Below are 15,189 nucleotides of genomic sequence, written 5' to 3'. Positions count from 1 at the left end.
ACGCCCGCCTCAGGCCGCCGGCGTGGCCGCCGTAAGCTCCGAGAACCGCGCCCTCCAGTACGCCAGCGGCGTGTGCACCGTGCTCACGTCGCCGTGGACCAGCCGGCCGACCAGGATCTGGTGGTCGCCCGCCAGATAGCTGCTGGTCAGAATGCACTCGGCGGTCGCCACGGTGGCGTGCAGCACCGGCGCGGCGATCCGCTTGCCCTGGGTCCAGGGGACCCCCTCGAAGCGCTCCGGCACCGGTGAGGCGAAGGTCTTGGCGACGTCCGCCATCCCGGAGGACAGGAAGTTCACCGCGAAGACCGAGCTCTCGTGGATGGCCTCCAGGGTGGCGCTGGGATGCTTCACGCAGACCAGGAGCAGCGGCGGCGAGGCCGACACGCTGCACACCGCGCTGCACGTCAGACCGCGCGGCTCGCCCTCTGCGGTGATGCTGGTGACCACGCTCACCCCGGTCGGCAGCGAACCCATCACCGAACGGAAGGTGTTCAGGTCCACCTGGTCCAACAGGCCCTCCATGGGCTCCAGTTGCTCAGTCATCGGCAGTGATCCGATCCAGTAGGGCCTGACGGTCCGTCTTGCCGTTGGCGGTCAGCGGGAGTTCGTCGACGATGTGTACCGCGTCGACCACCATGTAGAGCGGGAGGCGGTCCGCGCAGTCCCGCTTGAGCTCCAGCAGGCCGGGCGGCCTGGGGCCGTCCGGCACCACCACGGCGTGGATCCTGGCGTCCAGTCCGCTGCCCACGACCACGCAGGACGCGGCGGCCACCTTCGGGTGCGCGGCGACCACGGACTCGACGTCGCCGAGCTCGATCCGGTGCCCGCGCACCTTCACCATCTGGTCTCGCCGGCCGACGTACTCCAGCATCCCGTCGGGGCCCATCCGGCCGATGTCGCCGGTGAAGTAGGGGCCCTGCTGAGGCTCGCGGCCCCAGTAGCCGAGCATCACCGTGGGACCGGCGACCACGATCTCGCCCTCGCGGGCACGCGGCGGATGGATCCGGATCCGGTCCCCGGAGGCCGGTGCGCCGATCGGCAGCGCGCGGGTGGAGCCGAGATCGCGTTCGGTGACCTCGTAACTGGTGCAGACGTTGGTCTCGGTCGGGCCGTACCAGTTGAACATCCGCACGTCCGGCCAGGCCTTGCGCAGCTCGTGCACCTGCTGGATCGGGAAGGGCTCGCCCGCGAAGATGCACACCCGCAGCGCCTCGGGCGGGTCGCCCGCGAGCAGGTCGCCGCGCTGCATCATCAGGATCAGCGCCGAGGGCACCGAGTACCAGACGCTGATCCGCTGCTCGCGCAGCAGCGTGCCGAGCTGGGCGGGGTCGTAGGCGAGTCCCTCCGGGATCAGGAAGACGGAGGCGCCCGCCTTGAAGGCGGCGTAGAGGTCGAAGACGGAGAGGTCGAAGTTGAAGGGGGCGTGGTTGGAGAGCCGGTCGGAGGCGGTGACCCCGGTCTCGGCGACCGCCCAGTCGACGAAGGCCAGCGCGTTGCGGTGGCTGATGCACACGCCCTTGGGCTCGCCCGTGGAACCGGAGGTGTAGAGGATGTACGCCGGGTCGTCCGGCTCGTTCTCGTGCACCGGCGGCGCGTCCGCCGCGGGCGCCTCCTGGCGTACGTCGTCGAAGGCGGCCAGCGGCAGCTCGCCGGGCCAGTCGGTGTCGGTGGCCCGCCGGATGCCGTCGGCGTCGGCCACCACCAGGGCCGGGCCGCAGCCCGCGGCGATACGGCGCACCCGCGCGGCGGGGTTGTTGGCGCTGACCGGGACGTAGACCGCGCCGACGCGCAGCGCGCCCTGCATGAGGGCCACGGCGTCGACGCTCTTGTGGGTCCACAGCACCACCCGGTCGCCGGGCCGCACTCCGCGCCGGTGCAGGGCGGCGGCGTACCGGTCGGCGAGTTCGTCGAGTTCCCGGTAGCTGTGCACCCCTTGGGAGGTGCGCACGGCCGGCGCGTCCGGGGCGCGCCGGGCCGAGTCGATGACGAGTCGGTGGAGCCTCACAGCCCTATCTCCTTCACTATCAGTTGTCGCTGGATGTCCGAGGTTCCGGAGAAGATCGTGCTGGGCACGGCGTCCCGGAGCGCGGCCTCGATGCCGTCCTCGCGCAGGTAGCCGCGCCCGCCGAAGATCCGGACCGCGTCGGCGGCCGAGGCCAGCACCCCTTCGGAGACGGCGAGTTTCGACAGCGCGATCTCCAGCACGGACGGCTCGCCCTGGTCCATCGACCAGCAGGCGCGGTACAGCAGCAGCCGGGCGCCCTCCAGGCGCACCTTGATGTCGGCGATGCGGTTGGACACCGACTGGAACTCGCCGATCCGGCGCCCGAACTGCCGCCGCTGCCTGGCGTGCGCGACGCACTGCTCCAACAGCCGGTCCAGGAGCCCGAGATAGAGGGCGAAGAGGCAGGCGCGCTCCCAGCCCATGGAGTGCTGGAAGATCGCCGCGCCCGCGCCGACCCCGCCGAGCACCTGTGCCTCGGGCACGAAGCAGTCCTCGAAGGTGACGGCCCCGGCCGGGCAGGAGTGCATGCCCATCTTCTCGTACGGCGCTCCGACCACGACCCCTTCGGCGCCGCGGTCGACGACGAAGCCGGTCACGCCGAGGAAGCCGGCCTTCGGGTTCACGGTCCCGTACGTGACGTACACGTCGGCCGCCGGACCGTTGCTGACGAAGCTCTTGGTGCCGTTGAGGAGGTATCCGCCGTCGACGGCGGTCGCGATCATGCCGAGCCGCGAGGAGTCCGAGCCGGCCTCGGGCTCCGTCATCGCGTTTCCGGCGATCAGCCGGCCGGCGGCCAGCTCGGGCAGCAGCCGGCGTTTGGTCTCCGGGGTGCCGAACGCGGCGATCGGCACCGCGCAGGCGAAGGTGTGCGCCGCCGCGCCGAACACCAGCCCGGTGTCGGCGCAGCCGCGGCCCACCGCCTCCACCACGCGGGCGGTGTCGAGGGCGCCGAGGCCCTGTCCGCCGTACTCCTCGGGCAGACAGGCCCCGAGAAGGCCGATCTCGCCGAGCAGCAGCCAGTCCTTGCGGCTGTAGAACCCGCTGCCGGGCGGCGTGGGGAAGGCGGCACGGGTGGCCGTCAACACGTCGTCGTAGCGGGCCTGTTGCTCTTCGTTCCAGCCGAACTCCACATCTTCTCCTGGGGTACGGGGAAGGGGGCGCCCTCCCGTCGGCGGTCGCTGTCAGTTCTGTTCGGGTGAGGGCAGGCGCAGGTTCCGTGGGCCGACATAGCGCAGCCGCGGGTGGATGCCGCCCTGCTGGGCCCGCTGTTCGGCGACGTGTGCGAGCCAGCCGGGGACCCGGGCGGCGGCGAACATCGGCACGAACAGGTCGGAGGGCATGCCGAGCATGTGGTAGATCGCGGCGGCGTAGCAGTCCACCGTCAGATAGGGGCGGGGGCCCTTGGACGGGTGGGCCGCGGTCCGCACGGCGTCCAGGACCCTGAGGACGTGCTCGTCGTCGGGGCTGCCGCGGAAGCTGCGGGCGGCCTCGCGCAGCGGGCGGACCCGGGGGTCCTCCTCGGCGTAGGAGACCTGCCGGGCGCGGGCGGCGCGTACCTGGTCGACCCGGCCGCGCAGATAGGCGGCGGCCGTGTTGGGGTTGTTCTCCTCGCGGGCCAGGTCGATGACCTGGTGGGCGGCGCCGCCGTGCAGCGGGCCGGTGAAGGTGGCCAGCGCCACGGACATGGTGGCGAAGGTGTCGGCGCCGGTGCCGGCCGCGACCCGGGCCGCGAACGCCGAGGCGTTGCAGCCGTGTTCGGCCTGGAGCACCAGGCACAGGTCGACCAGCCGTACCCGTTCCGGGTCACGGGGCAGGCCCAGCATGTGCAGGATGTTCTCGGCGTGCGACAACTCCGGTTCCGGGCGCGGGAGTTTGCGTCCCGAGCGGGCCGCCTGCTGGGTCGCGAAGATGGTGGGGATGCGCGCGATGATGCGCTCCCCGAGGTCGATGTGGGCGGCCGGATCGGCGTCCGCCTCCGCGGCGACCGCGAGCGCGGAGACCGCGGTGCGCAGTACGGAGGAGGTGCTGCAGCCCGCGTTGAGCACCAGGTTGGTGGCGACCATGGCGGGCAGTTCCCGGGCCGCGGCGAGCCGGGCGCGGAAGCCGGCCAGCTCGTCGGGGTCGGGCAGCCAGCCCCGGATCAGCAGATGGACGACCTCCTCGAAGGTCACCCTGCCGATCAGCTCCTCGATGGGGTAGCCCCGGTAGGACAGCCGGCCGCGCACCGCGTCCACCTCGGAGATGCCGGTCTCGCCGAACACCATCTCGGAGGCGTCCTCCGGCAGTCCCGGCCGGCCCGGCCCGGGCAGTGGAGGGGCGATCGCGGACGCGTCGGGCGGGGCCTTGGCGCCCGCGAGTTGGGCCAGCCGCTCGTCGTAGAACGCGCGCAACTGGCCGACGGACTCGATGCGTTCGATGAGGTGGTCGTCGAGGGTGGTGCCCAACTCGTGCTCCAGATGGACCTGGAGCTCCACGGCGGTGAGGTCGTCCCAGCTGGCCACGGCACGGAGCTTCATCTCGTCGCCGATGAACTCCGACGGCATGTCGAAGACCCGGGACAGCGTGCTGATGACGGGGTGCACCTGACCATCTCCTTGTCTGTGCGTGGCTTCAACCGGCCAGGTCGGTGGCCTGGTCCGCCGGCTCGGGCATGCGGACCACGGAGGCCGCGGGGCGCGAGCTGACCAGGCCCATCCGTACCGAGGGGAAGAGGTGGGGGAGGAGCGGGCCGGTCATGGCGGTGGTGATCAGGGCCATGAGGACCATCTCGGTGAACAGCGTGTCGTCCAGCACGCCGAGGCTCAGTCCGACGCCGAGGATGATCAGTTCGGTCAGTCCGCGGGTGTTCATCAGCACGCCGACGCCGGTCGACTCCCGCCAGCTCAGCCCGAACGACTTCGCGGGCAGCCCGGCGCCGAGGATCTTTCCGCAGACCGCGGCGGCCAGGATGAGGCCCAGCTCGCCCCAGGCGGTGAGCGACATCGCGGCGATGTCGACCGAGAGGCCGGTGATGATGAAGTAGACCGGCAGCATCAGTTCCCCGGCGTGCTGCAGCGGCTTCAGCATCCGCTCCTCCAGCAGCACCTGCGGCTTGCGGGGCATGACCAGCCCGAAGGCGAAGGCACCGAAGATGGGATGGATGCCGATCTTCGAGGTGGCGAACGCGGACAGCAGCAGGCCCGCCGTGACCAGCGCCGCCAGATGGACTCCCGTGCCCTTGCGGGCGATCCGGGCCACGGCCCTGGCGAGCAGCGGCCGTACGACGACGATCATCGCGGCGCCGTAACCGGCGGACATCCACAGCGTGTCGGTGAACCCCGAGGGGCCGGACGCGGTGACGACCGCGACGACGGCGGCGAGCAGACACCAGGCGAGGACGTCGCCGAAGGCCGCGCTGGTCAGGGCGAGCGCCCCGATCCCGGTGCGGCTGAGGCCGTTGTCCTTGAGGATGCGGGCCAGCACCGGGAACGCCGTGATCGACATGCTGACGCCCAGGTAGAGCGTGAAGGAGTGCATCGGCACGGTCTTGCCGTCGACCACGGAGTGGTTGTGGTAGAGCAGGGCGGCAACGCCCATGCCCAGCAGCAGCGGGGCCAGCATGCTGCCGGCGGTCACCCCGACCACGGAGCTCTTGCGCCGGCGCATCGAGGCCCAGTCCAGCTCCCAGCCGACGGTGAACATGAAGAGCAGAAGGCCGAGTTGGGCGACCATGGACAATAAGGGCCGGACGTTGTCCGGGAAGAGACGGTGCGTCAGATCGCCGGGGAACAGCCCGAGCAGGCTGGGGCCGAGCAGGATGCCGGCGGTGATCTCACCGATGACCGCGGGCTGGCGCACTTTGCGGGCCAGATGGGCGAGGGCCGTGCCCGCGATCAGGATGCCGGCGATGCCGGCGATGGCGGTTGCTTGCAGCGATTCGAGCTGATGCGGCGTCACGGCTTCTCCCTAGGGCGCCTGGATCCCGAACAAAATTCAACGACCGTAGAAATCAACTGGTGATGAGTTTTGCATGCCGGTCGATGCGCGGACAAGGGGCGTCGGGTGTCGGCGGGGCGTCCCGCGACCCCCGACGGGGCTTGCTAGGGCCCTGACTTCGTGTAAAACTCACTCTCTGTTGAGTTCATTCTTTGATGAGTTGTTTGCCCGTGGAGGGTGGTGCCCGGCGATGCGCGAACTGGTGGAAGTGATCGAGTCCCCGGACTCGGTGCCGGCCGATGTGGCGGCCCTGGGGGTGCCCGGTTCCTTCCGGGCCGCCGTGCTGCACAAGGAGGACGCCGGCAGGTTCGAGGGGGTGCCACTGCGCGAGCGGCGGCCCGCCGACTCCCTGCACATCGAGGAGGTCCCGACGCCCGAACCCGGCCCCGGCGAGGTCCTGGTGGCCGTCATGGCCAGCGCCGTGAACTACAACACCGTGTGGAGCGCCCTGTTCTCACCGGTGCCGACCTTCGCCCTCCTGGAGCGCTACGCCCGCCTCGGCGGCCTCGCCGCGCGGCACGACCAGCCGTTCCACGTCATCGGCTCCGACCTGTCCGGCGTCGTCGTCAAGTGCGGGCCCGGAGTACGGCGTTGGGGCATCGGCGACCGGGTCGTGGCGCACTGCGTCTCCGTCGAACTGGAGGACGCCGAGGGCCACGGCGACCCCATGCTCGACCCCGAACAGCGCATCTGGGGCTACGAGACCAACTACGGCGGGCTCGCCGACCTCGCCCTCGTCAAGGCCACCCAGCTGCTGCCCAAGGCGGAGCACCTCACCTGGGAGGAGGCCGCGGCACCCGGGCTGGTCAACTCCACCGCCTACCGCCAGCTGGTCACCCCCAACGGGGCCGGCATGAAGCAGGGCGACAACGTCCTCATCTGGGGCGCGGTCGGCGGGCTCGGCTCGTACGCCACCCAGCTCGCGCTGGCCGGCGGGGCGAACCCGGTGTGTGTCGTCTCCTCGCCCGAAAAGGCGGCCCTCGCACGGGAGTTGGGCGCGGAGCTGATCATCGACCGCAACGCGGAGGGCTACCGCTTCTGGCGCGACCCGCAGACCCAGGACCCCAAGGAGTGGCGCCGCTTCGGCTCCCGCATCCGCGAACTCACCGGCGGCGAGGACGTCGACATCGTCTTCGAGCACCCCGGCCGGGAGACCTTCGGCGCGTCCGTGTACGTCACCCGCAAGGGCGGCACGATCGTCACCTGCGCGTCGACGGCGGGCTACGTCCACGAGTACGACAACCGCTACCTGTGGATGTCCCTGAAGCGCATCGTCGGCTCCCACTGCGCCAACTACCGCGAGGCCTGGCAGGCCAACCGCCTGATAACCAAGGCCCGCATCCACCCCACGCTGTCGCGCACCTACGCCCTGGAGAATGTGGCCGAGGCGGTCGAGTCGATCCACCGCAACGAACACCACGGAAAAGTAGGGGTGTTGTGCCTCGCGCCGACCGAGGGACTCGGCGTACGCGACCCGGAACTCCGCGCCCGCCACGAGCCGGCCATCAACCGGTTCCGGACGGCGGCGCAGCGGGCGGCGGGGACCCGGCTGAGCGGGGTGGCAGCGTGACGGGGCGTGCGGACGCAGAGCGCAGCGGGACAGGCGGCGCGGTGAGTGCCAACGACACGCTCCCGTACGGCACTTCGGACCCGGCCCGCTCGGACGCCGTCGCCGACGGCAGCCTCGGCGTCGTCGGCGTCGGCGTCATCGGTGGCGCGATCGTGCGGCGGGCCGTGCTCGCCGGGCATGTCGTCGTCGTACGGGACACCCGGCCCGATCTGCGTGACGTGCTCGACGGGCTGTGGGAGACGCCCGAACAGGCCCGGGCCGCCGGGCGGCACATCCGGATCGCGCGCGGCTGGGCGGAGTTCGCGTCGGCGCGGGTGATCGTGGAGGCCGTGCCCGAGCGGCGGGACGCCAAGGCCGAGGTGCTGCGCGAGCTGGACCGAGCCTGTCCACCGGACACCGTCCTGGCCACCACCACCTCGGCGCTCTCCCTGACCGACCTCGCCGCGGCCTCGGGCCGGCCGGGACGCGTCGTCGGCCTGCACCTGCCGCTGCCCGCGGCCGGCCTCGCCGAGATCGCCCGTACCGTCATCGCCGACACCTCCGCCGTGGCCCGCGTACGCGAACTGGCCCGCGCCCTCGGCCTGGAGACGGTCACCGTCGGCGACCGGGCAGGTCTGGTCTCGGCCTCGCTGCTGTTCGGCTTCCTCAACCAGGCCGTCACGATGTACGACCAGCGGGCCGCGGGCCGGGACGACATCGACGCCGCCATGCGCTTCGGCTGCGGACTGCCCCTGGGGCCGTTCGAACTCCTCGACGTCATCGGCACGGACACCGCCTGCGACATCCTCGACACCCTGGCCGTCCGCCACGACGAGCCCGCCCTGCGCCCCGCCCGCCGACTGCGCCACATGGCCCTCGCCGGACTGCTCGGCCGTAAGTCCGGACGCGGCTTCTACGACTACCGGGACCAGGCCGACAGCGATGCGGCCGCCCCCACCCGCCGTTCCCGGGGCGCCTCCCTGGTGCGCCGGGTGGGCATCGTCGGCACGGGCACCATGGCCACCGGCATCGCGGAGGTCTTCGCCAAGGCCGGCATCGACACGCTGCTCGTCGGCCGGAGCGACGCACGCGCCAAGTCGGCGTGGGAGGCAGTGGCCGCCTCGACCGGCCGGGCGGTACGGCGGGGGAAGCTGACCGAGGCGGACCAGACGGCCGCGCTGGAACGGCTGGACCCGAGCAGCGACCTGGACCGGCTGGCCGGCTGCGACCTGGTCGTCGAGGCCATAGCGGAGGAACTCCCGCTGAAGAAGCAGCTGTTCGAGCGTCTCGGCACGGTCTGCCGGCCCGGCGCGCTGCTCGCGACCACCACCTCCAGCCTCCCCGTGATCGAGTGCGGTCTCGCCTCCGGGCGGCCCGAGGACGTCATCGGGATGCACTTCTTCAACCCGGCGCCGGTGATGCGGCTGGTCGAGGTGATCCCGTCGCTGGAGACCTCGGCCCGGCACGTCGACACGGCCCGCGAGGTGTGCCGGCGGCTCGGCAAGCACCCCGTGCAGTGCATGGACCGGCCGGGCTTCATCGTCAACGCGCTGCTCTTCCCGTACCTCAACGGGGCGGTGCGGCTGGCCGAGAGCCACTACGCCGGGGCCGACGAGATCGACGCGGTGATGAAGGTCGGGTGCGGGTATCCGCTCGGGCCGTTCGAACTGCTCGACGTCATCGGCCTCGACGTGTCCCTGAGCATCCAGCGCGTGCTGCACGACGCGGACGGCCGCCCCGGCACGATCCCGGCGCCCCTGCTGGGCCACCTCGTGGCGGCGGGCCGCTCGGGCCGCAAGACGGGCGCCGGCTTCCGCGTCTACGGCTGACGCCGACGCGCCCGCCCCGAGGAGGACAACGCCATGAACGACACGGACCTCACGCCATGAACAACACGGATTCCGACCCCACGCCCCACGCCGCCGAGGCCGACGCCCTTGCCTGGTCCCTCCTGATCGACCTGATCGGCTACCCGCCCACGACGACACCCGGGGACGTCTTCCCGCCACAGACGGCCCGTCCGACCGAGGAGGACGAGCGATGACCACACGAGCACGGGTTCGGACCGGCACGGAGGGGAGTGGCGGGGACGGAGGAGGCTCCGCGGGTGGGGTCCCCGAAGCGACGGTGCCGCGCGAGAACGCCGACGCCGCGATTGTCCCCGCACCGGCGGCGAGCCCGGAGGTCGGCCCTGTGGCTGTCCCGGCTGCGGTGCCGTCCGCGGGCGCCGGTCCTGTGGCTGCCCCGGCCACCCCCTCCGTGCGTGAAGTCGCCGTTGCTGCGCAGGTTGCCGGTCGTCGGCTTGCTCTCACCAGTGGCGCGGAGCGGAACGCCGCGCTCACGGCGATCGCCCGTCGGCTGGCCCTCGACCCCGCCGGGATCCTCGCCGCCAACGAGCGGGACGTGGTCGAGGCGCGGGCCGCCGGGCGGTCGGCAACCGTGCTGGACCGGCTGCGGCTGACGCGGGAGCAACTCGACGGGCTGGCGCGGACCGTGCGGGCGCTGGCCGACGAGCCCGATCCGGTCGGCCAGGTGGTGAGCGGTTCCGTCATGCCGGGCGGGCTCGAGATACGGCGCGTGAGCGTGCCCCTCGGCGTGGTCGGCATGATCTACGAAGGCCGTCCCAACGTCACCGTCGACGCCGCAGCCCTCTGCCTCAAGAGCGCCAACTCCGCCCTCCTGCGCGGCTCTTCGACCGCCCGGCACACCAACGCCGCCCTGGTCGACGCCCTGCGCGAGGCCCTCGCCGGCACCGCCGTCCCGGTCGACGCCGTACAGCTCGTCCCCGGCATCACCCACGACTCCGTACGCGAACTCATGTCCCTGCGCGGCTTGGTGGACGTCCTCGTCCCCCGCGGCGGCGCCGAACTGATCCGCACCACGGTCCGCGAATCGGCGGTCCCCGTCATCGAGACCGGCGTCGGCAACTGCCATGTCTACGTCGACCAACACGCCGATCTCGACAAGGCGTTGGCCATCCTGCTGAACGCCAAGACCCAGCGCCCGTCCGTGTGCAACGCCGCCGAGTCGCTGCTCGTCCACGAGGCCGTGGCCGCCGACTTCCTGCCCCGCGCGCTGAAGGAGCTGACCGGGCGGGGCGTCCTCGTGCACGGCGACGAGAAGGTGCGGGCGTTCAACGCGGCGGTCGTGCCCGCCACCGCCGACGACTGGGACTGCGAGTACCTCGCCCTGGAACTGTCGGCCGCGGTCGTCGGCTCCCTGGACGAGGCCGTCGAGCACATCCGCCGGCACGGCACCGGCCACACGGAGGCCATCGTCACCGACTCCCAGTCCGCGGCACGGCGCTTCGTCGCCTCGCTGGACACCGCGGTCGTCGCGGTCAACGCCTCCACCCGATTCGCCGACGGCGGCGAGCTCGGCCTCGGCGCCGAACTCGGCATCTCCACCCAGAAACTCCACGCGCGCGGCCCCATGGGACTGGCCGCGCTGACCACCACCAAGTACGTCCTGGTGGGCGACGGTCACATCCGGGGCGGAGCCGCCGCCCCGCTGCCGTAGACGGGAGGCCGGTTCATGTACATACGCATCATCACGGAGACGAAACCGACGGGCTGGCTGCTGTACGAGGAGGAGCCACGCCGCGAACGCCAGCCCAAGGCACCGGTCCCTTGGCTGGGCCTGGCCGGGGTCGAGGAGGACCCGCGCGAACTCCACATCGTGCGGGGGATCGACTAGTACGCGGCCGGGCAGGCGGCGGGACGGCGACGACGAGGCGGCGGCCACCCCATCGGGGCGACCGCCGCCTTCGGCGTTCCTGAGATCCCGTCCGCAGATCCCGTACGCGAAGCTCACCCCGTCGACGGCTGCCGCAACTCCTGTACGGGTGACGGTGGTTGGCCGGACTCGTGTGCCGGGCGGATCCGTACGCTCACCCGTCGCCGCACCTGGGCCGGCAGCTCCGCGCGAGCGCCCGTCGGCAGCAGGACCAGGTCGTCCTGGTGGACCACCGCGCGGCCCGAGCGGCCCCGGATCAGGGCGAGTTCCTGGCCGGCGAGCGAGGCCAGCCCGCGGCCCACCAGGCGTCCGTCCTCGTCCACCAGCTCCACGGGGTCGCCCGCGACGAAGTGGCCCTCCACCCGCGTCACGTCCTCCGCGGGCAGCGGACCGCGGCCCTGGGCGAGGTCGTGCACGGCCCGCCCGGTCAGCTGCACCGTCCCGCGCGGACTGCTCGCGTGCTCCAGCCACAGCAGATGGTCGGCGCCCCGGTCCCCGGTGGGGTGGAAGAACGTGCCCGTCTCCCGCCCGGCCAGCGCGTCGGCGGCATGCGGGGCGGCCGTCAGTACGACGGGAACGCCCGCGGCGGTCGCCATCCGCGCGGCCTCCACCTTGGTCACCATGCCACCGGTACCGACCCCGGCACTGCCGGCGCCGCCGAACTCCACGCCCCGCAGGTCCTCGGGTCCGCGGACCTCACGCAGCAGCTTTGCCCCGGGCCGGCGCGGGTCGCCGTCATAGAGGCCGTCGATGTCCGAGAGCAGGACCAGCAGATCGGCCCGCACCAGATGGGCGACGAGCGCGGCGAGCCGGTCGTTGTCGCCGAAGCGGATCTCCGCGGTGGCCACGGTGTCGTTCTCGTTGACCACCGGTACGGCTCCCATGGCGAGGACCTGGGAGAGGGCGCGGTAGGCGTTGCGGTAGTGGGCGCGGCGGCCCATGTCGTCGGCGGTCAGCAGCACTTGGCCGACCCGCAGCCCGTGCCGGGCGAACGAGGCGGTGTACCGCGCCACGAGTAGTCCCTGCCCGACACAGGCCGCCGCCTGCTGTCGGGCCAGGTCCCCGGGCCGCTCGGTGAGCCCCAGCGGCGCGAGCCCGGCGGCGATGGCCCCGGAGGACACCAGTACGACCTCGGTGCCCGCGCCACGGGCTCGCGCCAGGACGTCCACCAGCGCGTCCACCCGGTCCGAGTCGAGCCCTCCGACGGCGGTCGTCAACGAGGACGACCCGACCTTCACCACGATCCGACGGGCCGTCAACACAGCGTCACGCACGGGCGGTTCGCCTGCGGCCGCCCGCTGCGAGGACGGCGCCGTCACCGGACACCCGTAACGAAAAGACCACCCACTGCCCAACCCCCACGAGCCGCCTCACAACCCACACCCGCAACACCCCCCGAGCCACCAACCACGCCCCCACTCCCCAACGCGCCCCGCGCAATACCCGCCCCGACGCCCAACCCACTTCCCCCGACCCCCGAGCCACTGACACCACCGACCGATCGACTTGCCCCGACGTCCGAGCTACCGACTCCTGCGGCCGAGCTACCGATCCGGGTGGCTGAGCTGTTGGCTTTGGTGTCCGGGGGACTTGTCTCGGCGTCCGAGCTGCCGGCTCCGGTGGCCGAGGTACTGGTCTGGGTGGCTGAGCTGTTGGCTTTGGTGTCCGGGGGACTTGTCTCGGCGTCCGAGCTGCCAACTCCGGTGGCCGAGCTACTGGTCCGGGCGGCTGAGCTGCCAACTCCGGCGGTCGCGGTACCGGTCTGGGCGGCTGAGCTATTGGCTTCGGCGTCCGAGCGACTTCTCCCGGCAGCCGAGCTACCTGCTTCGGCAGTCGAGCGACTTGCCCCGACGGCCGAGCCACCTGCTCGGGCAGTCGAGCCACCCGCCTCGACGGCAGCCCCGCTCGCCGATGCGCCCGAGCCACCTACCGAGCCCGCCACACCGCTCGCGCCGCCGCCCTCGATCCTCACCTCGGCCACCTGGCTCCTGGCCTCGGCTGCCTGGTTCCTCACCTCGGCCACTTCGCTCCCGGCCTCGGCCACCCGGCTCCCCACCCCAGCCACCCGGCTCCCCACCCCAGCCACCTCGCTCCCGGCCCCACCCACCCGGCTCCCACCCCCCACCCCGGCCCCCCGACCCCCACCCCCCGCCATCTCACGCAACAGCGCATGCACCGTCTCCAGCACCAACACCGGCCGCTCGTACGGCAGATCGTGCCCCTGTTGCGGGACCGTCTGCAGGGCGGCTCCCGGTATGTCGGCTGTCAGGCGTGCCGCCTGTTCCGGTGGGGTGTAGTAGTCGCGCGCGCCGACCAGGACCCGCGTGGGCACGCGGCCCAGTGCCGTGAGGCGCCCCGCGCAGTCGTGGGTGGTGAGGGCGGCGTAGAACTCGGCGACGGCCAGCGGCGGGACCGCCCGCAGCGCCCGCGCGTCCGTACGTGCCGTGTCCCCGCCGTGCCGCGCACCGAACAGCACACGCCACAGCAGGGCCGTGGACGGATGGGTCAACGGCCCGGTGAGCAGCCGGTGCACGGCCTTGGCCGACCCCGGCGAGCGCAGCAGCCCGGCGACGACCGCCCGCCAGCCGGCGTGCGCCCGCCGTCGCGCGGGCGGGGCGCCGGCCGTGACCGTCCCCACCCCGTCAAGGCAGGTGGAGAACAGCCCGACGGCGGCCACCCGGCCTCCGAAGAGCTCGGGCCGCTCCACCGCGAGCTGCTGGATCGCCATGCCGCCCATGGAGTGCCCGACGAGCACCACCGGTCCGTCGTAACCGTCCGAGACCGCGTCCAGTACCCGGCCGAGATCCCGTCCGAGCAGCGCCATGTCGAGCACCGCCCCGCCCCGGGTGGAACGCCCGTGCCCCCGCTGGTCGTAGGCGACCACCCGCAGCACGGGAAATCCGGACCGGGGCCGGGCCAGCGCGTCGACATGCGGCCGCCAGTCGCGCGCGGCCATGGTCCACCCGTGACACAGCACCACGGTGGCCGGCGCATCCGCCGCACCCTGTGTGTGGACGACGATCTCGGCGCCGTCGTCGGTGACCACCGTACGGACGGCACTCCGCGGCCCGTACGACGAGCCGACGGCGGGAGCCGCACATCCCAGGTCCTGCGACACCGCGACGCTCATGACGCCCGCGCCACATCGACGACAGCCGGCTCCAGATGCTGCGAACGACCCTCGGGGGAGCAGGACTTGGTGCCCCGCCCGCCTCCCGCCGCCCGCGGTGCCGGCAGGCAGAACCTCGGTATCCGGCTCACCGGCCCCCGCGTGCACACGAACGCGTACTCCGCCGCCCGCCAGGCCTGCTGGACCTGCCCGAAGGTGAGCCCCAGCGCCCCGGCGATCCGGCCCGGCGACCAGCCGTGCCGGCGCAGGAACCACACGTACGCGGGCCGCTCCCGCACCGGCGCGCTGATCCGCCGCCCGCCGTTCGCGAGGAACGCGGCGAGTTCGTCGGCGATCTCCTCCAAGGTCCCGGCGACGCGCAGCACTTCGCGCCGCTCCCGCACGCTGAGGCCGCCCCAGATCCCGGTGCCCTCCTCGTGCTGCAGCGCCTCGCGCAGACACTCCCTGGTCACCGGGCAGCGCGCGCACAGCCGTTTGGCGGCCGCCTCCCGGTCGGAAGCCTCCGCGCCGCCGGCCGGTGGGAAGAAGGTGTCGGGGTCGGCGTCGCGGCAGGCCGCTCGTTCCACCCAGGGGTCGGGGTCCGCGCGGTGGCGCGCCGGTGCGTACATGGCGGTCGTCCCTCTCTCGTCGTGGCGATGGGCGGATCCTTCCGCCAGAGTAAACTCAACAACCAATGATTTCAATGCGTGTTGACATCTACGCGGCAGGTGGTTGCCCGAGGCGCAAATGTGGTTGAGAGCTGGACGAACGGTGTCCGAGTGCTGGATTCCACAGGCGTTGAAATTCGCTCTTGCC

Annotated in this window: 13 protein-coding genes; 5 read left to right on the top strand and 8 right to left on the bottom strand. The window is 72.4% G+C overall.

Features of this window, described 5'->3' with window-relative positions; genetic code table 11:
* Positions 1-9 precede the first annotated feature (9 nt).
* Genes MQP27_RS09245 through MQP27_RS09225 form a run of 5 tightly spaced genes read right to left on the bottom strand, consistent with a single transcriptional unit; the run spans position 10 to position 5,941 of the window.
* A complete protein-coding gene (locus MQP27_RS09245; RefSeq protein ID WP_242763522.1) occupies positions 10-543 on the bottom strand; it encodes a flavin reductase family protein in 534 nt (177 codons plus the stop codon).
* Positions 536-2,005: an amino acid adenylation domain-containing protein gene (locus MQP27_RS09240; protein WP_242763519.1), complete on the bottom strand. Its 1,470-nt coding sequence runs from the start codon at positions 2,003-2,005 to the stop codon at positions 536-538. The genes MQP27_RS09245 and MQP27_RS09240 overlap by 8 nt, the downstream gene beginning before the upstream one ends.
* On the bottom strand, positions 2,002-3,135 hold the full coding sequence (locus MQP27_RS09235) for an acyl-CoA dehydrogenase family protein (RefSeq protein WP_242763515.1): 1,134 nt from the start codon (positions 3,133-3,135) through the stop codon (positions 2,002-2,004). The genes MQP27_RS09240 and MQP27_RS09235 overlap by 4 nt, the downstream gene beginning before the upstream one ends.
* Before the next feature lie 51 nt (positions 3,136-3,186).
* Entirely contained in the window at positions 3,187-4,587 is a 1,401-nt protein-coding gene (locus MQP27_RS09230; RefSeq protein WP_242763512.1) for a citrate/2-methylcitrate synthase, read from the bottom strand.
* Positions 4,588-4,615: 28 nt separating this feature from the next.
* Entirely contained in the window at positions 4,616-5,941 is a 1,326-nt protein-coding gene (locus MQP27_RS09225) for a cation:proton antiporter domain-containing protein (protein WP_242763509.1), read from the bottom strand.
* 229 nt (positions 5,942-6,170) lie between these two features.
* Between MQP27_RS09225 and ccrA the strand changes: the two genes are divergently transcribed.
* From ccrA to MQP27_RS09200, 5 genes are read left to right on the top strand one after another with little or no spacing between them, the layout of a single operon-like run.
* Entirely contained in the window at positions 6,171-7,550 is a 1,380-nt protein-coding gene (ccrA, locus tag MQP27_RS09220; protein WP_242763507.1) for a crotonyl-CoA carboxylase/reductase, read from the top strand.
* Between the two features lie 41 nt (positions 7,551-7,591).
* Positions 7,592-9,358: a 3-hydroxyacyl-CoA dehydrogenase family protein gene (locus MQP27_RS09215; RefSeq protein WP_242763505.1), complete on the top strand. Its 1,767-nt coding sequence runs from the start codon at positions 7,592-7,594 to the stop codon at positions 9,356-9,358.
* Between the two features lie 56 nt (positions 9,359-9,414).
* The gene (locus MQP27_RS09210) at positions 9,415-9,573 is read left to right on the top strand and encodes a hypothetical protein (protein ID WP_242763503.1); all 159 of its coding nucleotides are present in this window, start codon (positions 9,415-9,417) and stop codon (positions 9,571-9,573) included.
* The gene (locus MQP27_RS09205) at positions 9,570-11,048 is read left to right on the top strand and encodes a glutamate-5-semialdehyde dehydrogenase (protein WP_242763501.1); all 1,479 of its coding nucleotides are present in this window, start codon (positions 9,570-9,572) and stop codon (positions 11,046-11,048) included. Before MQP27_RS09210 ends, MQP27_RS09205 begins: the two co-directional genes overlap by 4 nt.
* Before the next feature lie 15 nt (positions 11,049-11,063).
* Positions 11,064-11,225, top strand: coding sequence for a hypothetical protein (locus MQP27_RS09200; RefSeq protein WP_242763498.1), 162 nt, complete (start codon positions 11,064-11,066; stop codon positions 11,223-11,225).
* A 113-nt stretch (positions 11,226-11,338) separates the two neighbouring features.
* Here MQP27_RS09200 and proB read toward each other — a convergent pair whose 3' ends face one another.
* From proB to MQP27_RS50865, 3 genes are read right to left on the bottom strand one after another with little or no spacing between them, the layout of a single operon-like run.
* On the bottom strand, positions 11,339-12,538 hold the full coding sequence (proB, locus tag MQP27_RS09195) for a glutamate 5-kinase (protein WP_242763495.1): 1,200 nt from the start codon (positions 12,536-12,538) through the stop codon (positions 11,339-11,341).
* A 41-nt stretch (positions 12,539-12,579) separates the two neighbouring features.
* Entirely contained in the window at positions 12,580-14,394 is a 1,815-nt protein-coding gene (locus MQP27_RS50870; protein ID WP_278195764.1) for an alpha/beta fold hydrolase, read from the bottom strand.
* Positions 14,391-15,002: a WhiB family transcriptional regulator gene (locus tag MQP27_RS50865; protein WP_278195763.1), complete on the bottom strand. Its 612-nt coding sequence runs from the start codon at positions 15,000-15,002 to the stop codon at positions 14,391-14,393. Before MQP27_RS50865 ends, MQP27_RS50870 begins: the two co-directional genes overlap by 4 nt.
* Positions 15,003-15,189 lie beyond the last annotated feature (187 nt).

The sequence above is a fragment of the Streptomyces cylindrosporus genome, from assembly GCF_022698165.1.
In the GTDB taxonomy this organism is placed as follows: Bacteria; Actinomycetota; Actinomycetes; order Streptomycetales; family Streptomycetaceae; genus Streptomyces; species Streptomyces cylindrosporus.
The sequence above is the reverse complement of the archived record's forward strand: the minus strand, read 5'-3'. Positions and strand labels throughout refer to the sequence as shown.